Below are 23391 nucleotides of genomic sequence, written 5' to 3' on the forward strand. Positions count from 1 at the left end.
CTGACGTGGATCGAGGGATGAAGGAGGCATGGTGGCTGAGGTGCCGGACAACGCCGCCCGTGCGGCGCGACAGCCGCAGCGAAAACGCCTCGACGTCCGGATCGTCCCGCACCGGCGCCGGTCGCCGCTGCGGATCAGCGACTGGCGGATGCGCAGCAAGCTGGCCGCCGTCCTGGTCGTCCCCTCGGTGGCCTTCATGGTGTTGGCCGGCGTGCAGACCGCCGGGCTGTTCGGCCAGGCCAGCACGCTGGACCAGTTCACCCGGGAGGTGAGCATCGGTCGGGAGATCAACGACCTGGTCGACCGACTGCAGCAGGAGCGCGACCGGACCGCGGGCGAACTGGCCGGGCTCGACGCGCCGTCCCCCCGCCGCGGCACCCCCGAGCAGGCGGTGGCCGCGTTGCAGCCGCACTACGAGGCGGTCGACGCGGCGTTGAACCGGCTCCGCGAGGCGGCCCGGCCGTTGGCCGACGCGGACGCCGGCTGGCGGGTGTCCTTCGCGCGGGCCGAGGAGGCCCTCAAGCAACTGCCCGGCGTCCGGTCCGCGGTGCCGGCCGGTACCGCCGCCCCGGACACCCCCCTGGGCAGCTACGACCGGGCCATCGACGCGCTGATCACGCTGCTGGCCGAGCCCTCGCCGGGCGGCAGCAACCCCGAGCTGAGCGCCTCGGTGTTGCGCTACGTGCAGCTGGCCCGGGTCAAGGAACTCGGCTCGCGGGTGCGCCGCGAGCTGTACGCGGCGGCCCGAGCCGGCCGGTACGACCCGAACGCGCTGGTCAAGCTGGCCGACCTGCGGGCGCAGCAGCTCGCCGCGCTGGGCGAGTTCCGGGTGGCGGCGACGGTCAAGCAGTTGCTGCGCTACGAGAAGACCACGGCCGACCCGCGGTTCGCCAACGCCACCCGGCTGGAGGAGACCACCATCGGCGGCGCGCCGGCCGTGCTGGACCCGGAGGCGTGGTGGAACGCCAGCCAGCAACGGTTGCAACTGATGGGCGACGTCCAGGCCACGGTGCTCGGCGACGCGGTCGGCGAGGCGGGCAGCCGCAGCGCGGCGCAACTGCGACGCAGTCTGCTGGTGGCCGGCGCGGTGCTGGCCGTCCTGGTGGCCGCCCTGCTCACCTCGGTGCTGGTCGGCCGGTCGATCGCCAGATCGCTGCGGATGCTGCGCGGTCAGGCGCTGAAGGTGGCACAGGTCGAGCTGCCGGAGGCGCTGGAACGATTGCGTGGCGTCGAACCGGACCCGGACATCGAGGTCTCGCCCGCCGCGGTCCGGTCGATGGACGAGATCGGCGACGTGGCCGAGGCGTTCGTGGCCGTGCAGCGCAGCGCCGTCGCGCTCGCGGTCGAGCAGGCGGTGATGCGGCGCAACGTCAACGCGATGTTCGTGAACCTGGCCCGGCGCAGTCAGGTGCTGGTGGAGCGGCAGCTGGAGCTGCTGGACGAACTGGAGCGGGAGGAGAGCGACCCGGACCAGCTGGACAACCTGTTCCGGCTGGACCACCTCGCCGCCCGGATGCGCCGTAACGACGACAGCCTGTTGGTGCTGGCGGGCACCGAGTCCAGCCGGCGCTGGTCGCAACCCGTGCCGCTGGAGGCGGTCCTGCTCGCCGCCGTCGCCGAGGTGGAGCAGTACCAGCGGGTCCGGCACCGGGTGGAGGACCCGCTGTACGTGGTGGGGCACGCGGTGGCCGACCTGGTGCACCTGCTGGCCGAGTTGTTGGAGAACGGTGCCTCGTTCTCCCCGCCGGACACCCTGGTCCGCATCCAGGGCAGCACCAACGCCGCCGGCGGGGCGATGATCGAGATCATCGACGACGGCCTGGGCATGAGCGAGAGCGCGCTCGCCGAGGCCAACGCGACGCTGGCCGCCCCGCCGGCCGCCGACGTGGCGGCCTCGCAGCGGATGGGTCTGTTCGTGGTCAGCCACCTGGCCGCCCGGCAGGGCGTACGGGTGGTGCTGCGCCCCGCCGAGGTCGGCGTGCTGGCCGCGGTGTGGCTGCCGCCGGTATTGCTCGCCGAGGCACCGGCGGAGAAGCAGGAACACCGACCGGGCCGGCGGATCGTCGCCGCGTTGGAGGCCGGCCCCGACGACGTGGCCCCCCGGCCGCCGGTAGGTCGGGCCACCGTCGGTCGGGCCACCGTCGACTCACCGGGGGAGCGGGTCACCCAGCCGCGCCGCCGGCGCGTCACCTCGTCCCGTCCGGTGCCGACCCGGGCCGAGGACGTGCTGGCCGCCACCGAGCCGGTCCGGCCCGACGCGCCGCCCAGCACCTGGTGGTCCCGGCAGGGCAGGCCGGTCGGCACCGGGACACCGGCCACCGGTCCGGGCCGGCCCCCGGCGGCCGGCACCGGCGGCCGGAGCCTGGCCCTGCCGCCGGGCACCGCCGCGGCCACCGGCGGTACGCGACGGTCCGCGGACGTCGGGCCGGTCCCGGACGCGACGCCGCCGACGACGCCGGTCACCGGCGGCGTCAACGCGAACGGACTGCCGGTCCGGGTGCCGATGGCACAGCTGCAGAGCGCCACCCCGGCCGGGCCGCCGGCGGCGCCGCCCGCCCGGGAGGAACCGGACCCGGAGCAGGTCAGTGGCGTGTTGTCCCGGTTCTACGGTGGGGTGCGCCGGGCGGAAGCCGAAGACACCACGGATCTGTCGTCGCCAGCGGGCGGTGTGACGAATGATAAGGAGCAGCATTGACGACCCTCAGCAAAGAGGCCCGGGACCTGAGTTGGCTGGTCAGCGCCTTCGCCGATCGGGTGCCCGGGGTCGCGCACGCGATCGTGGTCTCCTCCGACGGCATGCTGGTCGCGGTCTCCGACCACCTGCCCCGGGACAACGCCGACAAGCTGGCCGCGGTGACCTCGGGGCTGATGAGCATCACCGCGGGGGCCGCCCAGATGTTCGACGGTGATGTGGTCAAGCAGACGGTGATCGAGATGGGCCGCGGTTTCTTCCTGGTGATGCAGATCCGGGACGGGTCGATCCTGGCCACCCTGGCGCTGGCCGACGCCGACGTCGGCGTGGTCGGTTACGAGATGGCCCGGCTGGCCAAGCAGGCGGGGGAGATGCTCACGCCCGCGTTGCGGGCCGAACTGCAGCAGGCGCTGCCGCGCTGAGCGTCCCGGCGCGGCCGGACCGGGTGCCCGAGGGTCCGGGCCCCGGTCAGGCCAGCCGGCTGAGTTGCTCGTCGAGCAGGGCGGCCACCCGGGCGTTCCGTTCGTCGTGGGGCGGGCCGGACCAGCCCCGGGTGGCGCCCTCGACAAGCATGATCAGGTAGAGGTAGCAGGTGTAGAGGGCCAACCGTCGGCGTACCCCGGGGGTCGGGACGATCGGCGTCGGGGCGGCGGCCGCGTAGCCGGCCAGGATCGCCGGCTCGTCGGCGAGGTCGCGGAAGAGCGTCAGCGACACGAGTTCGGCGACCGGGTCGCCGTACAGGGCCCGTTCGCCGTCGATCAGCCCGGTCACCCGGGCGCCGCCGACACCGTCCAACCGGACCATGACGTTGCCGTCCCACAGGTCGAAGTGCACCAGCGCCGGCCGGTCGACCGCGTCGAGCGCGTCGGCGTGGCGGCGCAGCAGCGCGCCGATCCGGTCCGGCGTGGCGGGCAGGTCGGTGCCGAGTCGGGTCGCGTCGGCGAGGATGTCCTCGACCATCGCGCCGAACGCGCCCCGCCACGACGACTGCCAGCTGCGGCTGTCGCGCAACGGATAGCCGTACCGGGGGCCGGTGACCGTGTGCAGGCGGGCCACCTGGGCGGCGATCTCGGCGCGTACCGCGGCCAGCGCCGCGGGGGTCAGGTCGTCACGGACGCGGTTCAGGGTGACCCCGTCGATCCGGCCGAGGAAGACGACGTCCGTGCCGACCAGGTCGCGGGTGAAGTCGGCCCGGACCACCGTTGGCACCGCGACCCCGACGGCGCCGGCCCGCCGGTACAGCTCGACCTCGGTACGCATCAGGTCGACCTCGTGCCGCAGCAGCACCAGGTCGGGCGGCGGTGCGACCTTGAGCACCAGGTCGGCGCCGTCGTGCAGACGCACGGCGTACGCCGCGTTGTAGTGCCCGTCGACCAGCTCGTGCCATTCGTCGATCCGGGTGTCCGGGCCGAATCCGCGGCGGACCAGCGCGGCCAGTTCCGACCCGTCGACCCGGCGCTTGGTGCGGCTCTCCATGCGCGGGCCGGGTCAGACGATCCGGTTGGCGGCGATGACCTCGCGGTACCAGTGCGCGCTGCGCTTGAGGATCCGGCGCTGGCTCGGGTAGTCGACGTAGACCAGCCCCCAGCGTTGCCGGTAGCCCTCGGCCCACTCGAAGTTGTCCAGCAGCGACCAGACGTGGAAGCTCTCCAGCGGCACCCCGGCGGCGACGGCCCGATGCGCGACGGTGAGGTGGTCACGCAGGAAGGAGATCCGTCCGGCGTCGTCGACGCTCCCGTCGGCGCCCGGCCGGTCCGGGGTGGGCAGGCCGTTCTCGGTGATGCTGAGCGGGAGCCGGTCGTAGTCGCGGGCGACCCGGGTCAGGATGTCGAACAACCCGTCCGGGTAGAGCTGTTGCCACTCCGCCTCGGAGGTCGGCCACCTGCGGACCTGGTCGCCGTCGGCGGTGACGTAGATGGGGGTGTAGTACTGCACGGCCAGCAGATCCACCGGCGACGAGATGATCTCCAGGTCGCCGTCCCGGATCCCCCTGACCATCCGGCTGTCCGGGCCGAGGTCGGCCAGCACGTCCTCGGGGTAGCTGCCCTTGAGGATCGAGTCGAGGTAGAGCCGGTTCTCGTAGCCGTCGTACAACCGGGTGGCCGCGGCGGTGTCGGCCGCGTCGTCGGCCGGGTAGCACGGGTGCAGGTTGAGCGCGGGGCCGATCCGACCCGTGCCGCCACCGCCGCGCAGGGCCTGTACGGCCAGGCCGTGGCCCAGTTGGAGGTGGTGCGCGACCAGGTACGCCGCATCCGGGTCGTTCCGGCCCGGGGCGTGGTGGCCGCTCAGGTAGCCGTTCTGCACCACGGTCTTCGGTTCGTTGACGGTCAGCCAGGTGGGCACCCGGTCGCCGAGCGCGTCGAACACCGTCGCGGCGTAGTCGGCGAAGCGGTGGGCGGTGTCCCGGGACTCCCAGCCGCCGGCGTCCTGCAACGCCTGGGGCAGGTCCCAGTGGAAGAGGGTGGCCATCGGCGCGATGTCGCGCTCGTGCAGGCCGTCCAGCAGGCGGCGGTAGAAGTCCAGACCGCGCTGGTTGGGCTGTCCGGTGCCGTCGGCCTGGATCCGGGGCCAGGCGATGGAGAACCGGTACGACCGCAGGCCCAGCTCCTTCATCAGGTCCAGGTCTTCGCGGTAGCGGTGGTAGTGGTCGGCCGCGACGTCGCCGGTGTCGCCGCCCCTGGTGCGTCCCGGGGTGTGGCTGAAGGTGTCCCAGACGGACTGGCCGCGGCCGTCGTCCTTGGCCGCGCCCTCGATCTGGTAGGCGGAGGTGGCGGCGCCCCACTGGAAGCCGTCCGGAAACCGCAGTTCCGGTCCGTCCTCCGGGTTCGCCTCGGACCCGGTCGCCGGATCCGTCCCCGCCGTGTCGTCCGACGCGTAGCCGGCGGTCGCGGCGGTGGTCGCGGCGGTCGCGCCGGTTCCGGCCGCCCGCGCCGTCGTGGCGGCTGCCGACATGGCGGCGCGCCGATGCAGATGCCGGCGGGTCAGGACGGACATGCGGGCCTCCTCGTGGGACAGAGCTTTCCCCAGGTGCGGTGTCGAGATTAGTGTGGGGACGGGGAGGGCAACCCCCGTCCCCACCGTGGTAAACCCACGCACGATGGAATCGGGTCCCAGCCGTGCGTGCCGCGCGGGAGCCGGGCCACGCGAGTGGCTCTGCTGCCACCTCCTTTCCTGGCGGTGGATTGGCTGGCGGCGGAGTCCGGGCTGGCCCGCCGCCAGTCTTGGCCTACTGCGCTCGACCTCGGCCAGTGTCACGGCCGGTGGTCGAACATCCCCCGTAAGTCCAAACCTGTCGATGGAAGCGCTCCCATCGATGAGTTTGGACTGTAGCGGGGTTCATCGCTTTGTGAAAGACCCAAAACAAGATCGAAACATCTTTGCCCATCGCTGTGTCGCCACTTGCTGCGGGAGCGCTCCCATGCAAGACTGTCGAACTATCGCGAAGCGGAGCCACACCGCGCGACCATCGGGCCGTCGAGGGCAGCCGATTCCTCGGTCACGACGTCCCGAACTCGACCCGAGCCACCTCCCGGTGGGCCCGCGTGGTCGTCCACCCACCCCGGCCCGTGCCGGGTCCAGCATTCCCGGCGCTTCCGCACCCCCTGGGGAGTCACCCCTGACCGGAGGCGCCCGGCCGCGGCCGTACGGTCCGGCCTGGTCCGCGAGGAGAGAACGCAGCGATGAAACTTTGGGTCAGACGCCGACGGACGGCGATGGTCGCCGCGGCGATACTGGTCGCCGGCGGGATCACCCTGCCTGCCGGGCCCGCGCAGGCCGCTCCGTCCTGTGACGTGGTGTACCAGACCAACGACTGGAGCAACGGCTTCACCGCCAACATCACGCTGAAGAACCTGGGCGACCCGATCAACGGTTGGACGTTGAAGTTCGCCTTCCCGGGCAACCAGAAGGTGACCCAGGGCTGGTCGGCGAACTGGACGCAGTCCGGCACCCAGGTGACCGCGACCAGCCTGTCCTACAACGGCAACCTGGGCACCGGTGCCTCCACCAACATCGGCTTCAACGGCTCGTTCACCGGCAGCAACCCGAAGCCGACGTCGTTCTCCATCAACGGCGTCACCTGCGGCGGCGCGCCCACCAACCAGGCGCCCACGGTGTCGCTGTCCGTGCCGGCCGGCCCGTTCACCGCCCCGGCCGACGTCAAGCTGAGCGCGACCGCGAGCGACCCGGACGGCTCGATCACCAAGGTCGAGTTCTACCGCAACGGCATGCTGGTCAACACCGACACGGCGGCGCCGTACGAGTACACCCAGCCGGCGCTGCCGGCCGGCGACTACACGGTGCAGGCCAAGGCGTACGACAACGGCAACCCGGCGGCCACCGCGACGGCCGAGAAGTCGTTCACCGTCAACGCGCCGACCGGCCCGGCGGTGCTGGCCAGCCCCACCTCCGTCACCGTGCCGGAGGGCGGCAACGTGCCGGTCACCTTCAAGCTCAGCTCGGCGCCCAGCGGCAGCGTGCCGGTGACGGTCTCCACGACCGGTGATCCCGACATCACCGTCTCGCCGACCTCGTTCACCTTCACGTCGAGCAACTGGAGCAGCGGGGTACCGGTGACGGTCTCGGCCGCCAAGGACGCCGACACCACCAACGGCACCGCCACCATCACCGCGGCGGCCACCGGCTACACCTCGGCCGTGGTGACCGCCACCGAGGCCGACAGCGACGTGCCGGGCGGTAAGTACGTCTCCGAGTTCCTGGAGCTGTACAACAAGATCAAGTCGCCGTCCAACGGCTACTTCAGCCCCGAGGGCATCCCGTACCACTCGGTCGAGACCTTCATGGTGGAGGCACCCGACCACGGTCACGAGACCACCTCCGAGGCGTTCAGCTACTGGCTGTTCCTGGAGGCCCAGTACGGCCGGGTGCAGAAGGACTGGAGCAAGTTCAACAACGCCTGGACGGTGCTGGAGAAGTACATCATCCCCAGCGGCTCCGATTACAAGACCGGCGGCTACAACGCGTCTGACCCGGCCGACTACGCACCGGAGAAGGACTACCCGGACCAGTACCCGGTTCCATTCGACAGCGGCGTCAAGGCCGGCTCCGACCCGATCTACAGCGAGCTGACCAGCACCTACGGCAACGCCGACGTCTACGGCATGCACTGGCTGATCGACGTGGACAACGTCTACGGCTTCGGCAAGTGCGGTGACCACACCACCCGGCCCGCGTACATCAACACCTACCAGCGCGGTCCGCAGGAGTCGGTGTTCGAGACGATCCCGCAGCCCTCCTGCGAGACGTTCGCCTACGGTGGCCCGAACGGCTTCGGCCCGCTGTTCACCCAGGACTCGAACCCGGCCAAGCAGTGGAAGTTCACCAACGCGCCGGACGCCGACGCCCGCGCGGTGCAGGCCGCCTCCTGGGCGCTGACCTGGGCCACCGAGCAGGGTGCCCAGTCGCAGATCTCGTCCACCGTGGCCAAGGCCGCCAAGATGGGTGACTACCTGCGGTACGCGATGTACGACAAGTACTTCAAGAAGCCGGGCTGCACCTCGCCGTCCTGCCCGGCCGGTACCGGCAAGGACAGCTCCAACTACCTGCTCAACTGGTACTACGCTTGGGGTGCGGCGATGGACGGGGCATGGAGCTGGCGGATCGGTTCCAGCCACAACCACGGCGGCTACCAGAACCCGTTCGCGGCCTGGGCGCTGTCCTCGGTGCCGGAGCTGACCCCGAAGTCGCCCACCGCGAAGACCGACTGGGCCACCAGCCTGACCCGGCAGATCGAGTTCTACACCTGGTTGCAGTCCAACGAGGGCGCCATCGCCGGTGGCGCGACCAACAGCTGGGGTGGGTCGTACCAGACTCCGCCGGCCGGTACTCCGACCTTCTACGGGCTGGCCTACGACTGGCAGCCGGTCTACCACGACCCGCCGTCGAACCAGTGGTTCGGCTTCCAGGCGTGGAGCGTGGAGCGGGTCGCCGAGTACTACTACAAGACCGGTGACGCCAAGGCCAAGGCGGTGCTGGACAAGTGGGTGAGCTGGGCGCTGGCCAACACCACCACCGGTGCCAACGGGGCGTACCAGTTCCCGTCGACCCTGGAGTGGTCCGGCAAGCCGGGCGGCAACTGGTCGGCCGGTACCACCTCGGTGAACAACAGCGGCCTGCACGTCACCGTCAAGGACTACACCAACGACGTCGGTGTCGCCGGGGCGTACGCCCGGCTGCTGACCTACTACGGTGCCAAGTCCGGCAACGCGCAGGCCAAGGCCACCGCCAAGGCGATCCTGGACGGCGTGCTGACCCACAAGGACGCCAAGGGCGTGTCGGTGCCGGAGACCAAGGCGGACTACGACCGCCTCGACGACACCTACAACGCCAGCACCCACCAGGGCCTGTACGTCCCGCCGGGCTTCACCGGCAAGATGCCCAACGGTGACGTGATCGCCTCCGGCAAGTCCTTCCTGGACATCCGGTCCTTCTACAAGAACGACCCGGACTACGCCCAGGTGAAGGCATACCTGGACGGCGGCCCGGTGCCGACGTTCACCTACCACCGATTCTGGGCGCAGACGGACGTCGCGCTCGCGCTGGCCGACTACGGCCTGCTGATCGGTTCCTGACCGGTCGGCCGTCCGGCCGGGGCGACCACCAGCGCCCCGGCCGGCGGCCGGCCCCCGAGGCGGCCTGATTTCCCCACGGTCAGGCCACCTGTGGCGGGCCGGCCGGGACTGCCCGAGGCAGCGGTCCCGGTTCGGCCCGCCACGCCGTACCGCCGGCCGGCTATTCGGTCGGCAGCAGTGGTCCCAACGGACCCAGGTCGAGATTCAGGTCCTCGGCGGACAATCCGAAGTGCTCTCGCAACTCGGTCATCTGCTCCTCCAGCGCCATCAGCGTGCTGCCGATCTTCTCGATCTGCTCCTCGGTCAGGTCGCCCTGGTCGATCCGGCGCAGCGCCTGCCGCTCCATCAGCTGCCGCAGCAGTTCGATGATGGTGAGCACCAGGCTGCCCAGGCCGCGCTCCACCCCCTCCCGGTCCACGTCGACGTGCGGTCCGAGTCGACGTACCCGCCCCACCGGCTCCGTCATCGGTCGGCCCCCGGACGCTCGTGCGGCGGCGGGGTGCCGCCGGCCCGTACCGAGGACAGCAGCGCCCGCAGCGAGACGTGGACCAGGTCGACGTCGGCGATCGACAGGGCCAGTTCGCCGTTGACCACCACGCCCTTGGCCAGCACCCGGTCGAGCAGGTCGACCAGGGCGATCGGCCGGTAGGCCAACGCGCCGTCCGCGGTCACCGCGCCCCCGCCGTCGTCCGTCCGCGCCGGAACGATCTCGTCCGGGTCGATGACCTCGTCGGGGTCGATGACGCCGTCGGGGCCGATGATGTCGTCCGGGTCGATGACGCCGTCGGGGCCGATGAACTCGGTCGGGTCGCGGCTTGCGTCCGGGTCGGGGCCTTCGGAACGCGGGCCGCCGGGCCGGTGGCCGGTCATCGGGTCGCCTCCACGTCGTCCAGTTCGGTGAACGAGTAGGGCGGCCACGGCCCGGTGAGTTCCACCCGGAGCATCGGATGACCGGGGATCAGCTCGCGTATCGCGCCGGCGAACTCCGCCGCCCGGGCGGCCTCCACCAGGTACGCGCCGTTGAGCACCATCCAGTCCGTCGTACCGCTCAGTCGCCGGTCCTGCGGCGGGTGCCGGCGGGCCGCCACGGCGAGTCGCCCGACGGCGTCGTGCAGCCGGTCGGCACCGTCGGCGGCGGCCCGCTGCGATTGCTCGGTCGCGGTCAGCCGGGCCCGCCGGCGCCGCAGGTACGCCCGGCCCGGACCCTCGTCCGGGCCGGCCGCGGCCGGCGCGACGCCGGCCGCGCCGGGCACCGCGTACGCCTTGACGCCCCACTCCAGCCGGCCGTCGACCCGCTCCAGGGCGGCGGTCAGGCCGGCGTGCTGCTCGGCCAGCGCGGCGCGCACCCGCGCGTCGTCCAGATACACGGTGGCCAGCCGGGCCGGCACCACCGGGCCGAACCGGACCACCGCGTCGGCGACCTCGTGGTGCGCCCGGGCCACCCGCTCCAGCCAGTCCAGATTCTCCAGGTTGCGGTGCAACGCGTCCTCGCCGAACTCGGCCAGGTCCACCGGGCCGACCACGGCGGTCAGTCCGCCCTCGCGTACCGCGTGCACCGGAGCGCCGCCGACGCCGGTGATGCCGGCCAGCCGCCGGTCGTCCAGGTCACGGGTCACGGCGTGCACCCACCGTCCGTACTGCCCGGTCATCGGCCCACCTCCCGGTCCCGGCGGCGGGCCGACCCGCCGGTTCCGGACCGCCGCGCCCGGGCCTCGGTCCGCCGTTCGGGAATCCCGGATCGGCGTTCACGGACGTCCGGCCGGCGTTCGTCGGCCGGCGCGGGACGCTCGTCGGTGACCTCGTCGCGCTCGTCGGGCAGGGCGCGGGGCCGGTCCGTCCCGACCGACTGCCGCGGTGGCCGGTTGGACAGGAACGGGTCGTGTTCCCACCAGTCGATGCCCATCTCCCGCGCGGTGTCCACCGAGGCGACCACCAACCGCAGCTTGATGGTGAGCAACTCGATGTCGAGCAGGTTCACCCGGATGTCCCCGGCGATGACGATGCCGCGGTCGAGCACCCGCTCCAGGATGTCGCCGAGGTTGGTGGTGCCGGCACCGGACGCGGGTTGCGCGCCGGGCCGCCCCGCCGGCATCATGTCCCGCCCCCGGCCCCGGAGTCGCCGCGGCCCCGCGCGTAACGCCCGGTCCGCCGGTAGCCGCGCAGGTCGCCGTCCGCGCCCAGTTCCGCCTGGTACGTGGCGAGCACGTCGGACGACGACGGCACCCGGCGGTCCTCGACCACCTCGATCCCGACCAGCCAGCCGTCGTCGCGGCGCTCCAGCGAGGTCACCCCGGTGGGCTGCTTGCCGGTCAGTTCCGCGACGTGACGCAGCGCGACGCGGGCCGCGGCGTGCGCCGGCAACTCCCGCCCGCCGCCGGCCGGCTCGTCGTGGGCCGGTTCGTCGTGGGCCGGCCTGTCGTCGAACTGGTCGTCGTCGGCCTCGTCGTCGGCCTCGTCGGCGTACCCGTCCGCCGGGTCGTCGTCCCGGTCGAACGGTTCGTCGTCGACGCCGGTGTCGTCGGCCGGGACGTCGCCGAACTCGTCGTCCCGACGGGCGGGCCGGCGGTCGGGCCCGCGGGCGGTCCGGGTGCCGGGACCGCTCCGGCGGGCGGCGCGGGTGGTGGACATCAGAAACCTCCGCTTTCGATTGCTGGTGGCGGTCGAGCGGTCGGCCGGCCAAAAGGACCCGCCGGTGAGGCGGTCAGGCTGTCAGGCCGTCAGGCGATCGAGGATCCGCTGCTGTGCCTCGGCCAGTTCGTCCTCGGTCAGCCGTCCGGCCGCCGCCTCCGCCTCGAGGTCGTCGAGTTCGCGCCAGACGGCGGCCGGGTCGTACAGCTCGCGTTCCGCCTGTTGCTGGATCAGCCGGGCCAGGGCGCCCACCCCGCGAACCGGGGCCAGCGGCAGACCCAACAGGGAGATCAACATCTCGGCACTACTCCCGGCCGATCCGGCCGACGAAGTCGTACGCCGCCATCGGTCCGAGCAACCGGACGGTGGCCCGGTCGGCCCAGTCGGCGGCGAGCCGCTCGACGACGCCCTCGAAGTCGGTCGTCCGGTCCGCCGCGACCAGGAACGCCACGTGCGCGGCGTCCTCCTCGTGGGTCGGTTCCCGGTCGGCGACCTCGACGCTGACCGGGGACAGCTCCGCCACCAGCCGCCCGGTGTCGGCCTGCCGGCGGGCCTCGACCTCGGTGGCGATCACCTCGCCGAGCCGGATCCGCAGGTCGCGGGACGCCTCCTCGGGCAGGTCGGCGAGCTGCTCGCGCAACCGCGCCGCCTCGGCGTTGCCGGCCAGCACGTCGGTCAGCAACTCGCGTTCCCGGTAGCGGGCCCGCACCACGTACTGCAGCCGGTCCGTCAGGTCGGTGAGTTCGGCCAGGTAGGCGTCGTGCTCGGCGTCGAGCAACTCGGCCACCGCCGCCGGCTCGGTCAGCACCGTGCCGAACCGCACCGGCAGCACCGGCGCGGCCAGCGTGGTGCCGTCCAGCAACTCCTTGTACGCCCGCAGGTCGTCCGGCCGGCCCAGTGGCCGGTCGAGCCGTACCTCGCTGACCAGGGCGCCCAGGTCCCGGTGCTGGACGACCCGCACCGGGGCCGGTGGGTCGCCGGCCCCACGGGCCTCGTCGACCACCTCCACGTCGCCGGGCACCACGCCGTAGACGAGCCAACCGGTCTCGCGTGCGGTCTTCTCCGGGGCGTCGATCGGCGCCGATTCCACGGTCATCGCTCCTCCTCCCGGCGCCGGCGGCGGGGCGCCCGATCCGATCGGTCGTCGTCGCCGCCGACCAGTTCACCGAGCGTGTCGCCGGCCTTCTCCAGCAGGTTTCCCTTGGGGCCCTGCACCATCTCCGGCAGGCCCTTGCCGGCCTGCTCCCCGTCAAGGTCGAGCCGGTTGGTCGCCTCCGCGAAGCGCAGGTACGTGTCCACGCTGGCGACCACCACCCGGGCGTCGACGGTGAGCAGCCGGATCCCGACGATGCCCACCGACACGTGCGCGTCGATCACGATGCCCTTGTCCAGGATCGTGCCGACCACGTCGGCCAGGTCGGACGCCGAACCGCGGTCGACCGCTCCGCCCGCCGTCTGTACGGCACTGGTCATCGCCGGCCCCGCTTCCCGGCCCGTACCGGTTCGGGTTCCTCGTCCCGGTCGGGCTCCTCGTCGTAGTCGTCTTCGTCGTCCTGTTCCTGGTCGTCCGGGTCCGGGGCGTCGTCGTCCGAGTTGTCGTCGGCGCGCTCCAGCTCCTCGCGCTCCCGGCGTTCCTCCTCGACGACCGTCTCGTGGTCGCGGACCACCTGGCCGTCGCGGATCTCGCCCCGCCAGCCCTCGACCTCGTCCGGGTCGAGCACCGTACGGGTCATCACGTGCCGGACGAAGTGCTTGAGTTCCAGCCGGACCCGGCGGCCCTGGGCACGCCAGATGTTCCCGGTCTTCTCCATGAACCCCTGCGGGTGGTACTCCAGCACCACCAGGATGCGGGTCAGGTCCGGAGCGAGTTCGTGGAAGCTCACCGTGCCGTCGACCGAGCCCTTGGCACCCTCGGACCTCCAGACGATGCGCTCGTCCGGCACCTGCTCGACGACCTTCGCCTCCCAGGACCGGTGCGACCAGAAGACCTGCGCCTTCCAGGTGGTCTTCTCGTCACCGTCCCGCTCGACGTTCTCCAGCTTCTTCAAGAAGGACGGCATGTCCTCGTACTGAGTCCACTGGTTGTAGGCGACCCGGACCGGCACACCGACGTCGATCGACTCGATGATGTTGGTGACCTTGATCTTGTCGCTGCTTCCGCCGCCGCCCTTGCCGAACATCGCCTTGAGCTTCTCCTTCGCACCGGCCAGACCGGCACCGAACATCGCCTTGCCCGGTGGCGAGCCGCCGGCCATCTTCTGCGCCCCGGTCGCCGCCGCGACCATGCCCGGGTTACCGCCTTGCTTGGCGTACTCGGTCAGCCGCTCGGTGGTCGAGCTGAGTCGCTCGGTGGCCTTCTCGGCGAGCCGCTCGCCCGCCGCGCCGACGAGGTTCTGCACCTGGCCGACGAGCCGATTGCTGATCTTGTCGATGATGGGGTTGGTGCTGGGTTGCTGGCTCATCGTCATCCCCTGCTTCGCCGGCGCACCGGCGCGGTCTGCGGCGTAGTCCGCGATCGGGCGGCCGCCGTGCGCCGCGGGGCCGCGGGCTCGTCGTCGGTGTCCTCGTCCGGGTCGTCGTCCGCGTCCCGGTCCGACCGGCCGCCGGCCCGTCCGACCCGGCCGGCGGCCGGCCGCCGGGCGGTGCGACCCGACCGGGTACGGGACCGCTGCGGCTCCCGCTCGTCGGTGTCCTCCCGCTCGTCGGTGTCCTCCGGCTCGTCGGTGTCCTCCGGCTCGTCGGTGTCCTCCGGCTCGTCGGTGTCCTCCGGCTCGTCGGTGTCCTCCGGCTCGTCGGTGTCCTCCCGCTCGTCGGTGTCCTCCCGCTCGTCGGTGTCGGACAGTTCGTCGGTCTCCTCGGCGTCGTCCCGGTTTTCCGCCGACCCGCGGCCGGCCGGGTCCTCGTCCCGACCCCGACCGCGCAGGCTCTCGGCCCGGTCCTGGAGCCGGTCGCTCACCGAGTCGATCCGGTTGGTCACCGCGCTGACCGCGGCGGCCTTGCCGGCCTTCACCAGCGGACCGCGCAGCTCCAGCACCCGGCCCAGGTCGGTGTCGCCGCCCAGCGCGCCCAGTCCGCGCCGCAGCAGCGCGCCGGAGTTGTGGCTCAACCGGCCGGCCGCCACCGCGGCGCCCAGCGCCAGCGCCGGCCCGATCCGGCGCCGCCGACCGAGCAGATATCCCGCACCGAGAATGAGCGCGTAGCGCCCCGCACCTTGCTTCATTCGACACACTCCTTGGCGACCGAATTGGGGGATCGCCGCTTGTCAGTGATTTGCTCGCGCCTTCTTTAACCGGCGCACGACGGTCCGGTACCCACGATCTCCCGGGTCGGAAACATCGAATTGGAGGATGCGGGACTCCGCGTGACAGTTGCGCCTGGGCAACGACCGCGGCACCTCGAAGAACCGGACACCCGTCGCAACGATTCGCATTCTCGGTCGTACCGCTCGACCGATGCAAGACCTCTTGACCTGGGCAAATGGTAAGGAAGTGATCGTGCGACCGGATGGCGTCGCGGGTCGGTGAAGTGTTACGCCGAGGTTCGGCGTGTCGGACGAAAAGCTAAATAGAATGGCGCGCGAGCGTGATTCCCTGCACGTTCAATTCATTGATTCAATGGTGTGCGGGCGGCTCGCGAGGGTGAATTTCAGGTCGCCTGCAGATGCGCCGGCGGGGCCGGGTGTCGCAGGCCGGGGTGTCCGGGCGGCAGCGTCCGCCGGATCACCCACCAACTCAGCGCGATGGCCGCGGCCACCAGCGGCCAGGTCAGCGCGACCCGGGCGGCGACCAGCGCGACCACCTGGTCGGTCAGGTAGAGCGGCACGAACACGACGACCCGCAACAGGTACTGGGCGACCCAGACCCAGCTGGCCCGGCCGTAGGCGCGCAGCAGGTCCGGGTCGCGGCGCCACCGGCCGCGCTGGCCCAGCCCGGTGCCGACCACCACGCCGAGCAACGGCCAGCGCACCACGATGCTGACCGCGAAGGCCAGCGCGCTGCCGGCGTTCGCCAGCACCTGGAGCAGGAAGAAGTCGCTGGCCCGCCCGGTACGCAGGGCGATGGCCGCGGCGACGCAGACGGCGAGCAGGCCGATCAGCACCGACCGGGGCCGGTGCCCGCGACGCAGCCGCCAGCCGGCCACCGCCGCGCCGACCAGCAACGCCGCCACCACACCACCCCAGACGGTACGGCCGGCGAGCAGCCAGCCGACGCCGAAGGCGAGCGGTGGCAGGGTCGCGTCCACCGCCCCCCGGCGACCGCCCAGCAGATCGGCGAGCGACTCGTCACCGGTCCGGTCGGGTCCTGCCGCTGCCACCGGATCCTCCTTCTTCGCCACGCCGCTTCCGGCAGGCTATCGCGCCGCCGGACGACGACCGTGGCAGCCACTCGACGGGCACCGACGCGTCGGCCGGCACCCGACGTACCGCTGCCCGGACGTGGGCGTGCCGGTGCCCGGACGTGGGCGTGCCGCTGCTCGGACGTGGGCGTGCCGGTGCGCGGACGGGCTGGAAACGTCGGTGCGTCCGGCGGGCCCAGCCGGTAGCGTGCCGCGTCGGGACGGCGCCCGGGCGGACCGGGCGCGACGAGGAGAGGGCGGCGATGGTCCGGACGGCAGGTGGGACGACCCGGAGTCGGCAGACGCTGATATTCGACGCCGACGACACGCTCTGGGAGAACAACGTCGTCTTCGAGCGGGTGATCGACGACTTCCTGGACTGGCTGGCCCACCCGACGCTGGACAAGCGGGAGATCCGCGCCATCCTCGACGACATCGAGCGGGCCAACGTGCTGGTGCACGGGTACGGCAGCCGGGGATTCCTGCGCAGCCTCGCCGACTGCTTCCAGCGGCTGCGGGAACGGCCGGCCACCGAGGCCGAACGCCGGCAGATCGAGGACCTGGCCGTCGCCCTGGTGCGCCGCGAGATCGAGCTGATGCCCGGGGTCGCCGAGACGCTCACCGAGCTGGCCGACCGGCACGACCTGCTGCTGCTCACCAAGGGGGACACCGAGGAGCAGCAGCGCAAGCTGGACGCGTCCGGGCTCGTGCACCACTTCGCCGCCGCGCACATCGTGCCGGAGAAGGACGTCGACACGTACCGGTGGCTGACCGAGCGGCACGGCGTCGCGCCGACCGACGCCTGGATGATCGGCAACTCGCCGCGGTCGGACATCCTGCCGGCCCGGGCGGCCGGGTTGAACGCGGTCTTCATCCCGAACGACAACACCTGGGTGCTGGAGCACGACGAACTGGACCACACCGACGACCGGGTGCTGCGACTGGCTGTCTTCCCCGATCTGCTGGACCATTTTTGAACCACGCCCGCGCCCATTCCGCGGACCGGGCCGACGGCAGCGCCCGGCCGGTCGGGCCACCCACCGTTCGGCTCGGTGCCAGGACGCCGCGGACGCCGTGCTCGCGCCCGTAGCGAGCCGTCTGGTCCCGGTGTTACCCGACTCGCCGTGCGGAACCCGACCAGGCCGTGCGGAGGGTCGGGCCGACCGCTAGCGTGTCGGCATGCAAAATCGGCGCACGGGGCTGACGGCCAGTTGGCTGCTGCTGCTGACGGTCCTGCAGGTCCTGGCGTTCATCGCCCTGTTGCGGTTCGCCGTCCACACCAGACACGGTCAACTGCTGGACACCATCGCGCTGACCGGCAACAGCATCGGCCAGGACGAGATCGCCGGACTGGTCAGCAACGTGCTCAACGCCATGTCGGTGGTCTCACTGGTGGCGGCCATCGCGGTCATCGGTTTCATCGCCCTGGCCCGCCGCCGGGTCGCCCTGGCGGTGATCGCCACCCTGCTGGTGGCCGGGGCGAACGTCACCGTCCAGGCGCTCAAGTACGTCATCGTGCGGCCGGACCTCGGGGTCGACCCGGAGCGGGCGGCGGCCGGCAACAGCCTGCCCAGCGGGCACACCGCGATCGCGGCCTCGGTGGCCGCCGCGCTGGTGCTGGTGCTGCCCCCGAAGGCACGGGCCTGGGGCGCGCTGCTCGGCACCGCGTACACCGCCCTGGCCGGCGTCGCCACCCTGTCGGCCGGCTGGCACCGGCCCAGCGACGCGGTCGCCTCGCTGCTGGTGGTCGGCGCCTGGACCTCGGTAGCCGGGCTGTTGCTGCTGCGCAGCCAGGGCGACACCGCGCAGGCCGAGCCGCGCGACGCGCATCGGGTGGCCCGGATCGCCCTGCTGTTGATAGGGATGGCGCTGCTCGGCGTCGCCGCGCTGGCCGTCCACCGGACCAACGCGGTGCTGTCCATCCCGCCCGACGAGCTCAGCCGCAACCGGCTGCTCGTCGCGTATGGCGGCAGCGCCGCCGGGATCACCGGGGCGGCCAGCGTGATGATGGCCCTGGTGCTGGCCCGGGTGCACCGGGTGGTCCCGGCCAACCCCGGCTGAGCGCGGCCCGCAGAGCTACCCGGTCGGGCCGGCGGGGAGCGGTTGCCCGGTCTCCAGCAGCGTCTTCAGACTGGACAGCAGGGCCGGCCAGCCCTCGCCGACCAGTTCGAGCACGGTGGCGCCGGGCCGGCCGCCGTCGTGTGTCACGGTCAGCTTGACCGCGTCGCCGACCGGTTCGAGGTCGAAGGTGACCGTCGAGCGCGGCTGCCCGGTCAGCGTGGCCCGGGCCGCGGCGTCGAACCCGTTGGTCTCGGCCCACCGCGGCGTGAAGGTGTGCCAGGTGTAGGCGAGTCGGCGCCCGGGCTCGGCTTCGAGTACCACCTGCTCGGGGTCCTCGATCTTCACTCCGTTCTCCACCCAGACCATCGGCGAGCCGGGCCGCCAGTCCGTCTCGAAGGCGACCCCCCAGTAACGACGGGTGAAGGCCGGATCGGTCAACGCCTGCCAGAGCCGTTGCGGCGTGGTCCTGATGTAGGTCGTGTAGGTGAAGAGGTGATTCTCCATCGGTCCCTGCTCCAGAGCGGTCGTGAGGTCGGCGAGGGCGGCGGCCCGCGCGCGGTCGTACCGGGACAGCCAGCGATCGGCGACGGCGTTGATCGGGGCGGCGTTGAGGAAGTGCAACTTCTCCCGTCCCTGCCAGGCGGTGGTCACCACGCCGGCGGCCTCCAGCACGGCCAGGTGCTTACTGACCGACTGGCGGGCCATGGCCAGCCCGGCGCACAGTTCGCGCAGGGTCTGCCCGTTGCGCGCGTTGAGGCTGTCCAGCAACCGGCGCCGGCTCGCGTCGGCCAACGCCTTGAAGACCTCGTCCACGTCCGCCGCCTCCCCGGCAAGAAATGCAGCCATATGGCTGCATGGACAATATGCAGCCGGTCGGCTGCGTGTCAACCACCGACACATCCGGCCACCGGCCGGGCGCCGCTCACCGACAGCGAACGGGCCGAGGTCGACCGGCTCGGCCTGCGTCGGCTCTCCTTCGGGTCATGAATCCCGGTCCGGGCGTACCCCCGGACGGGCCCCGGCCGCACGCGACCGTTCGGCGGGGGTCGACCGCGGATCAGGTCCGGTCGCGCAGATGCGTCAGCACCACCGGGTCGATCCGGCCCGGCACCAGTCGTTCCTCCAGGTTCTCCACGCCGGCCCAGGACGCCATCGCGGCATCCAGGGCGTCCGCCCGGAGCGGATTGTCGGTTCGGACCGGGTGACCCACGGCGGCCAGCCGGGCGGCCACCTCGGTCGCCAGCTCACCGGTCAGGTCGAGCAGCGTGTCCGGATCCGGCTTTCCGAACAGCAGCGCGTGCATGTCCAGCAGTCGGGTCAACTCGCCGACCGGATCCGGATGATCGTCGACCCGCAGGTCCACCAGCACGTCGCTGCTGCCGCCGTACCCGCCACCCCGGGCGACGACCAGCAGCGCGGCGCTCTGCCGGCCGCGCCGGTCGCCGCCGGCCCGGTCACCGGCGGACAGCGCGGCCACCAGCCGAGCCGGAAATGCCGGCCCACCCGCACCGGTCAGCCACGCATCCCGCATCGCGTCCACCACCTGCGGCCCGACCAGGATGTTGCCCTGGGCGGCCCAGCCCGCGCCGGCCTGTCCGCCGGCCCAGTCGTGGCAGGCCGGGCCGGTGAAGGTGGCGCCGTTCCCGTCGGCGCCCACCACCCCGAGCTGCCGTTGCGGCCGCCCGTCGTCGGCCGCGGTCAGGGCCGCGACCACGCCGGCCGCCGACACTCCGGTACGCAGCAACGCCAGTCCTTGCGGCCGGTAGGCCAGGTTCGCGTACGCCTGGGTGGCCAGCGCGCCGACCTCGGCCTCGGCGGCCGGCACCGCCGCGCCGACGGCGAGGAACTTGCTGGCCACGGCCACCCCGTGCAGCCGGCCGTCGTCGGACCGGGCGACGATCGAAAAGGTCACCGACCCAGGTTATCCACCGATCGCCGGACCGGGAGGATCGCGCCGGGTCCGGACCGGCGGAAGCACTCCTTTTCAAAGTGCCTGCCTTGCCTACCGGTCGGGGCAGCGGGCACGATCAGCCGGATGACGACACGTTGGGGCATGACCGTGCCGCTGGGCGAGGTCCCGCTCGCCGACCACGCCGGTGTCTACGCGGCGCTCGCCGGCGCCGGCTTCACCGACGTCTGGTCGGCCGAGGTGGCCGGCACCGACGCGTTCACCCCGCTGGCGTTGGCCGCCGCCTGGCAGCCGGACCTGCGCCTCGGCACGGCCGTGACGCCGGTGTTCACCCGAGGACCCGGCCTGCTGGCGATGAGTGCCGCCGCCCTGGCCGAGGCGGCACCGGGCCGGTTCGCCCTCGGCATCGGAGCCTCCTCGCCGGTGCTGGTACGGGACTGGAACGGCACGCCGTTCAGCGAGCCGTTCCGGCGTACCCGGGACGTGTTGCGGTTCCTCAAGCCGGCGCTGCGCGGCGAGACCGTGGACGGGGAGTACGACACCTTCACGGTCCGCCGGTTCCGGCTGGAACGGCCACCGGCCGTACCGCCGCCGGTGCTGCTGGCCGCCCTGCGGCCGGGCATGCTTCGGTTGGCCGCGGCCGAGGCGGACGGGACGATCCTCAACTGGCTGGCCGCCGACGACGTGCCCCGCGTGCTGGCCGAACTGTCCGGGCACCCGGACGACTTCGAGATCGTCGCCCGGATCTTCGTCTGCCCGACCGGGGACGCCGCCCACGCCCGCGCCCTGGGCCGGCGACTGATCAGCAGCTACCTGACCGTGCCGGCGTACGCGGCATTCCACCGCTGGTTGGGTCGCGAGCCGCAGCTCGGTCCGATGTGGCGGGCCTGGGCGGCCGGCGACCGGCGCGGCGCCGCCGCCGCCGTGCCGGACGACCTGATCGACCGGTTGGTGCTGCACGGCTCGCCGGACGAGTGCCGCGCGCAGGTCCGCCGCTACGTCGACGCCGGTGTGCGTACCCCCGTGCTGGCCCTGCTGCCGACGCCGGAGCTGGCCGGCGGCGGTGCGGCGGCACTGGCCGAGACCATCACCGGACTCGGCCCCGGGGGCGGGCGGTGAGACTCGCCGACCGGGTGGCCGTGGTGACCGGGGGAGCGGGCGGCATCGGCGCGGCGCTGGCCCGCCGGTTCGCCGCCGAGGGTGCCGCCGCCGTGGTGGTGGCCGACCTGGACGCCGACGCCGCGACCGCGGTGGCCGCCGGCATCGGCCCGGCCGCGCTCGGCCTGCCGGTCGACGTCACCGACGAGCGCCAGGTCCGCGAGCTGGTCGGCGAGGTCGAACGGCGGTACGGCCGGATCGACCTGTTCTGCGCCAACGCCGGTGTCACCAGCGGCGCCGGGATCGAGGCTCCGGACGCCGCCTGGCAGCGGGCCTGGTCGGTGAACGTGCTCGGGCACGTGTACGCGGCCCGGGCCGTGCTGCCCGGGATGCTGGCCCGCGGCGAGGGCTACCTGGTCAACACCTGCTCCGCGGCCGGCCTGTTGACCGCGGTCGGCGACGCCCCGTACACGGCGACCAAGCACGCGGCGGTGGGCCTGGCCGAGTGGCTGGCGGTCACCTACCGGGACGCCGGGATCCGGGTCAGCGCGCTCTGCCCGCAGGGGGTCCGGACGCCGATGCTCACCGACGGCATCGCCGCCGGTCACGTCGGCGCGCTGGTCACCGCGGCGTCCGGACCGGTGCTGACGCCGGAGGCGGTGGCCGACGCGGTGGTCGAGGGACTGGCCGAGGAGCGGTTCCTGATCCTGCCGCATCCCGAGGTCGCCGACTACGTCCGGCGCAAGGCGGCCGAGCCGGACGGGTGGCTGGCCGCGATGCGGTCGATGGTGGCCCGGCTGCGCCGCTGACCGCGTCGGGCCGATCGGCGCAGCCGGGTGTGGTCGGGGGTGGCCGGGTGTGGTCGCGTGTGGCCGTCACCCGCCGAGGGTCGCCAGCTCGGAGACGACGATGTTCGACAGGGTACGGCCGTCGCGGCGGACCTGCCGCAGGTACCACTTCTGGATCGGGGCGTGGGTGTCCTTGGCGAACTGCCACGGCCCCCGTGGGCTGCTGAGCTGCCCGAGTCCGGCGATCGCGGCGTTGATCTCCTGCGGGGTGGGGTTGACGCCGGCCGCGGCGATCGCCCGGTCCAGCACCGCCGCGGCGTCGTACGACGCCATCACGATCGAGGTCGGTACCCGGCCCGGGTAGGCCGCGTTCCAGGCGGCGACGAATTCCCGGTTGGCCGCGTTGTCGAGGTCGGGCGAGTAGTTGAGCGCGTTGTAGATGCCGGCCGCCGCGTCCCCCTGGGTGGCCAGGCTGCCCGGCTCGGTGACGAACCCGGAAGCGTAGATCGGCAGGCCGGCCACCTCCGACTTGGCGTACTGCTGCACGAAGTAGATGGCGTTCTGCGCGTCGAAGAAGCAGAAGATGGCGTCCGCGCCGGAGTCGGCGATCGCCTTCAGGTACGGCCGGTAGTCGGTGGTGTTCGGGAAGGGCGCGAAGACGGCCCTGCCGCCGGGATTGGCCAGCTTGCCGCCGAGCCGGGTGAAGGTCTCGACGAAGCCGCGTACCTCGTCCCGGCCGCTCTGGAAGTCCGGCCCGATGGCGTACACCGTGCCCTTGACCTTCTGCCGGACGAACGGCGCCATCGCTATCCCCGGTTCGACGGAGAGCAGATTGGTGTGCCAGACGTACGACACGTCGCTCAGCTCCGGTCGCCCCAACGCGCCGACCAGCGGCACCTTGTGCTGGTTGACCAGCGGCAGGACGGCGGTGACGTCACCGCCGTTGATGATGCCGGTGAGCGCCGAGACGCGGTCCTGTTCCAGCAGCTTGGTGGCGGACGCGACGCTCACCGAACTCTGGTAGCCCTCGTCCTCGACGATCAGCTGGGCCGGGTGGCCGCCCAACTGGCCGCCGTGGGTGTCCAGGTAGAGCTGGAAGCCGTCGCGCAGCTCGTAGCCGGGCGCCTGGAGGGGACCGGCCGTGTTGGCGATCATCCCGATCCGGATGGGCTGCGGCTGGGCGGCCGGGGTGCTGTCACAGCCGGCGGCGGCCACCGCCAGCACGCCGGTGACGACGGCCGCGAACGGGCGCCGGAGGCGGGGTGGCGCGAACCGGGGGAGTCGCACCGC

Annotated in this window: 23 protein-coding genes; 7 read left to right on the forward strand and 16 right to left on the reverse strand. The window is 72.5% G+C overall.

Annotated features, from left to right (window positions below):
- Nucleotides 1-31 precede the first annotated feature (31 nt).
- Together ACFOX0_RS10620 and ACFOX0_RS10625 are read left to right on the forward strand one after the other, a co-directional pair.
- Nucleotides 32-2695: a sensor histidine kinase gene (locus ACFOX0_RS10620; protein WP_377544163.1), complete on the forward strand. Its 2664-nt coding sequence runs from the start codon at nt 32-34 to the stop codon at nt 2693-2695.
- Nucleotides 2692-3114, forward strand: coding sequence for a roadblock/LC7 domain-containing protein (locus tag ACFOX0_RS10625; protein ID WP_377544165.1), 423 nt, complete (start codon nt 2692-2694; stop codon nt 3112-3114). Before ACFOX0_RS10620 ends, ACFOX0_RS10625 begins: the two co-directional genes overlap by 4 nt.
- Nucleotides 3115-3160: 46 nt before the next feature.
- Here the strand turns inward: ACFOX0_RS10625 and ACFOX0_RS10630 are convergent, their stop codons facing one another.
- Nucleotides 3161-4168 (reverse strand): phosphotransferase family protein, encoded by a 1008-nt coding sequence (locus tag ACFOX0_RS10630; protein WP_377544167.1) that lies wholly within the window; start codon nt 4166-4168, stop codon nt 3161-3163.
- A gap of 12 nt (nt 4169-4180) precedes the next feature.
- Nucleotides 4181-5686 carry a GH1 family beta-glucosidase gene (locus ACFOX0_RS10635; protein WP_377544169.1) on the reverse strand — a complete coding sequence of 502 codons (1506 nt, stop codon included), beginning with the start codon at nt 5684-5686 and terminating at the stop codon, nt 4181-4183.
- 686 nt (nt 5687-6372) lie between these two features.
- On the opposite strand from ACFOX0_RS10635, the gene ACFOX0_RS10640 reads away from it, so the two are divergent.
- On the forward strand, nt 6373-9282 hold the full coding sequence (locus tag ACFOX0_RS10640) for a glycoside hydrolase family 48 protein (protein ID WP_377544171.1): 2910 nt from the start codon (nt 6373-6375) through the stop codon (nt 9280-9282).
- Between the two features lie 160 nt (nt 9283-9442).
- Here the strand turns inward: ACFOX0_RS10640 and ACFOX0_RS10645 are convergent, their stop codons facing one another.
- The 11 genes from ACFOX0_RS10645 to ACFOX0_RS10695 form a co-directional block, all read right to left on the reverse strand.
- Entirely contained in the window at nt 9443-9748 is a 306-nt protein-coding gene (locus ACFOX0_RS10645) for a gas vesicle protein K (RefSeq protein WP_377544173.1), read from the reverse strand.
- Entirely contained in the window at nt 9745-10152 is a 408-nt protein-coding gene (locus tag ACFOX0_RS10650; protein ID WP_377544175.1) for a gas vesicle protein, read from the reverse strand. The genes ACFOX0_RS10645 and ACFOX0_RS10650 overlap by 4 nt, the downstream gene beginning before the upstream one ends.
- Nucleotides 10149-10931: a GvpL/GvpF family gas vesicle protein gene (locus ACFOX0_RS10655; protein WP_377544177.1), complete on the reverse strand. Its 783-nt coding sequence runs from the start codon at nt 10929-10931 to the stop codon at nt 10149-10151. Before ACFOX0_RS10655 ends, ACFOX0_RS10650 begins: the two co-directional genes overlap by 4 nt.
- A complete protein-coding gene (locus tag ACFOX0_RS34350; RefSeq protein WP_449288850.1) occupies nt 10928-11377 on the reverse strand; it encodes a gas vesicle protein in 450 nt (149 codons plus the stop codon). Before ACFOX0_RS34350 ends, ACFOX0_RS10655 begins: the two co-directional genes overlap by 4 nt.
- Nucleotides 11374-11910 carry a gas vesicle protein GvpO gene (gene gvpO / locus ACFOX0_RS10665; protein ID WP_377544180.1) on the reverse strand — a complete coding sequence of 179 codons (537 nt, stop codon included), beginning with the start codon at nt 11908-11910 and terminating at the stop codon, nt 11374-11376. Before gvpO ends, ACFOX0_RS34350 begins: the two co-directional genes overlap by 4 nt.
- Before the next feature lie 81 nt (nt 11911-11991).
- Nucleotides 11992-12207: a gas vesicle protein GvpG gene (locus tag ACFOX0_RS10670; RefSeq protein WP_377544182.1), complete on the reverse strand. Its 216-nt coding sequence runs from the start codon at nt 12205-12207 to the stop codon at nt 11992-11994.
- Between the two features lie 7 nt (nt 12208-12214).
- A complete protein-coding gene (locus ACFOX0_RS10675; protein ID WP_377544185.1) occupies nt 12215-13006 on the reverse strand; it encodes a GvpL/GvpF family gas vesicle protein in 792 nt (263 codons plus the stop codon).
- Nucleotides 13003-13383 carry a gas vesicle protein GvpJ gene (gene gvpJ / locus ACFOX0_RS34355; RefSeq protein WP_449288851.1) on the reverse strand — a complete coding sequence of 127 codons (381 nt, stop codon included), beginning with the start codon at nt 13381-13383 and terminating at the stop codon, nt 13003-13005. Before gvpJ ends, ACFOX0_RS10675 begins: the two co-directional genes overlap by 4 nt.
- A complete protein-coding gene (locus tag ACFOX0_RS10685) occupies nt 13380-14372 on the reverse strand; it encodes an SRPBCC family protein (protein WP_377544188.1) in 993 nt (330 codons plus the stop codon). Before ACFOX0_RS10685 ends, gvpJ begins: the two co-directional genes overlap by 4 nt.
- 2 nt (nt 14373-14374) lie before the next feature.
- Nucleotides 14375-15130: a hypothetical protein gene (locus ACFOX0_RS10690; protein ID WP_377544190.1), complete on the reverse strand. Its 756-nt coding sequence runs from the start codon at nt 15128-15130 to the stop codon at nt 14375-14377.
- A 425-nt stretch (nt 15131-15555) separates the two neighbouring features.
- Complete coding sequence (locus ACFOX0_RS10695; protein ID WP_377544193.1) at nt 15556-16224, reverse strand: DUF3159 domain-containing protein; 669 nt, start codon at nt 16222-16224, stop codon at nt 15556-15558.
- A 284-nt stretch (nt 16225-16508) separates the two neighbouring features.
- Between ACFOX0_RS10695 and ACFOX0_RS10700 the strand changes: the two genes are divergently transcribed.
- The gene (locus tag ACFOX0_RS10700; RefSeq protein WP_377544195.1) at nt 16509-17222 is read left to right on the forward strand and encodes an HAD family hydrolase; all 714 of its coding nucleotides are present in this window, start codon (nt 16509-16511) and stop codon (nt 17220-17222) included.
- A 202-nt stretch (nt 17223-17424) separates the two neighbouring features.
- Complete coding sequence (locus ACFOX0_RS10705) at nt 17425-18306, forward strand: phosphatase PAP2 family protein (RefSeq protein ID WP_377544198.1); 882 nt, start codon at nt 17425-17427, stop codon at nt 18304-18306.
- A gap of 15 nt (nt 18307-18321) precedes the next feature.
- Here ACFOX0_RS10705 and ACFOX0_RS10710 read toward each other — a convergent pair whose 3' ends face one another.
- Both ACFOX0_RS10710 and ACFOX0_RS10715 read right to left on the reverse strand, forming a co-directional pair.
- The gene (locus ACFOX0_RS10710; protein WP_377544200.1) at nt 18322-19152 is read right to left on the reverse strand and encodes an ArsR/SmtB family transcription factor; all 831 of its coding nucleotides are present in this window, start codon (nt 19150-19152) and stop codon (nt 18322-18324) included.
- A gap of 211 nt (nt 19153-19363) precedes the next feature.
- A complete protein-coding gene (locus ACFOX0_RS10715) occupies nt 19364-20218 on the reverse strand; it encodes a DUF1028 domain-containing protein (protein ID WP_377544203.1) in 855 nt (284 codons plus the stop codon).
- A 141-nt stretch (nt 20219-20359) separates the two neighbouring features.
- On the opposite strand from ACFOX0_RS10715, the gene ACFOX0_RS10720 reads away from it, so the two are divergent.
- Together ACFOX0_RS10720 and ACFOX0_RS10725 are read left to right on the forward strand one after the other, a co-directional pair.
- Nucleotides 20360-21334, forward strand: coding sequence for an LLM class F420-dependent oxidoreductase (locus ACFOX0_RS10720; RefSeq protein ID WP_377544263.1), 975 nt, complete (start codon nt 20360-20362; stop codon nt 21332-21334).
- On the forward strand, nt 21331-22122 hold the full coding sequence (locus ACFOX0_RS10725) for an SDR family oxidoreductase (protein WP_377544206.1): 792 nt from the start codon (nt 21331-21333) through the stop codon (nt 22120-22122). The genes ACFOX0_RS10720 and ACFOX0_RS10725 overlap by 4 nt, the downstream gene beginning before the upstream one ends.
- 66 nt (nt 22123-22188) lie before the next feature.
- Here the strand turns inward: ACFOX0_RS10725 and ACFOX0_RS10730 are convergent, their stop codons facing one another.
- Nucleotides 22189-23388, reverse strand: a complete 1200-nt coding sequence (locus ACFOX0_RS10730; protein ID WP_377544209.1) for an ABC transporter substrate-binding protein — start codon at nt 23386-23388, stop codon at nt 22189-22191.
- Between the last annotated feature and the right edge of the window lie 3 nt (nt 23389-23391).

The organism is Micromonospora zhanjiangensis (assembly GCF_042650605.1).
In the GTDB taxonomy this organism is placed as follows: Bacteria; Actinomycetota; Actinomycetes; order Mycobacteriales; family Micromonosporaceae; genus Micromonospora_J; species Micromonospora_J zhanjiangensis.

Excerpts from the sequence above, each read along its gene's own strand:
- ACFOX0_RS10630 (WP_377544167.1), bottom strand. The coding sequence starts at position 4,168 with ATGGAGAGCCGCACCAAGCGCCGGGTCGACGGGTCGGAACTGGCCGCG.
- ACFOX0_RS10635 (WP_377544169.1), bottom strand. The coding sequence starts at position 5,686 with ATGTCCGTCCTGACCCGCCGGCATCTGCATCGGCGCGCCGCCATGTCG.
- ACFOX0_RS10640 (WP_377544171.1), top strand. The coding sequence starts at position 6,373 with ATGAAACTTTGGGTCAGACGCCGACGGACGGCGATGGTCGCCGCGGCG.
- ACFOX0_RS10645 (WP_377544173.1), bottom strand. The coding sequence starts at position 9,748 with ATGACGGAGCCGGTGGGGCGGGTACGTCGACTCGGACCGCACGTCGAC.
- ACFOX0_RS10650 (WP_377544175.1), bottom strand. The coding sequence starts at position 10,152 with ATGACCGGCCACCGGCCCGGCGGCCCGCGTTCCGAAGGCCCCGACCCG.
- ACFOX0_RS10655 (WP_377544177.1), bottom strand. The coding sequence starts at position 10,931 with ATGACCGGGCAGTACGGACGGTGGGTGCACGCCGTGACCCGTGACCTG.
- ACFOX0_RS34350 (WP_449288850.1), bottom strand. The coding sequence starts at position 11,377 with ATGATGCCGGCGGGGCGGCCCGGCGCGCAACCCGCGTCCGGTGCCGGC.
- gvpO (WP_377544180.1), bottom strand. The coding sequence starts at position 11,910 with ATGTCCACCACCCGCGCCGCCCGCCGGAGCGGTCCCGGCACCCGGACC.
- ACFOX0_RS10670 (WP_377544182.1), bottom strand. The coding sequence starts at position 12,207 with ATGTTGATCTCCCTGTTGGGTCTGCCGCTGGCCCCGGTTCGCGGGGTG.
- ACFOX0_RS10675 (WP_377544185.1), bottom strand. The coding sequence starts at position 13,006 with ATGACCGTGGAATCGGCGCCGATCGACGCCCCGGAGAAGACCGCACGC.
- gvpJ (WP_449288851.1), bottom strand. The coding sequence starts at position 13,383 with ATGACCAGTGCCGTACAGACGGCGGGCGGAGCGGTCGACCGCGGTTCG.
- ACFOX0_RS10685 (WP_377544188.1), bottom strand. The coding sequence starts at position 14,372 with ATGAGCCAGCAACCCAGCACCAACCCCATCATCGACAAGATCAGCAAT.
- ACFOX0_RS10690 (WP_377544190.1), bottom strand. The coding sequence starts at position 15,130 with ATGAAGCAAGGTGCGGGGCGCTACGCGCTCATTCTCGGTGCGGGATAT.
- ACFOX0_RS10700 (WP_377544195.1), top strand. The coding sequence starts at position 16,509 with ATGGTCCGGACGGCAGGTGGGACGACCCGGAGTCGGCAGACGCTGATA.
- ACFOX0_RS10705 (WP_377544198.1), top strand. The coding sequence starts at position 17,425 with ATGCAAAATCGGCGCACGGGGCTGACGGCCAGTTGGCTGCTGCTGCTG.
- ACFOX0_RS10710 (WP_377544200.1), bottom strand. The coding sequence starts at position 19,152 with ATGGCTGCATTTCTTGCCGGGGAGGCGGCGGACGTGGACGAGGTCTTC.
- ACFOX0_RS10720 (WP_377544263.1), top strand. The coding sequence starts at position 20,360 with ATGACCGTGCCGCTGGGCGAGGTCCCGCTCGCCGACCACGCCGGTGTC.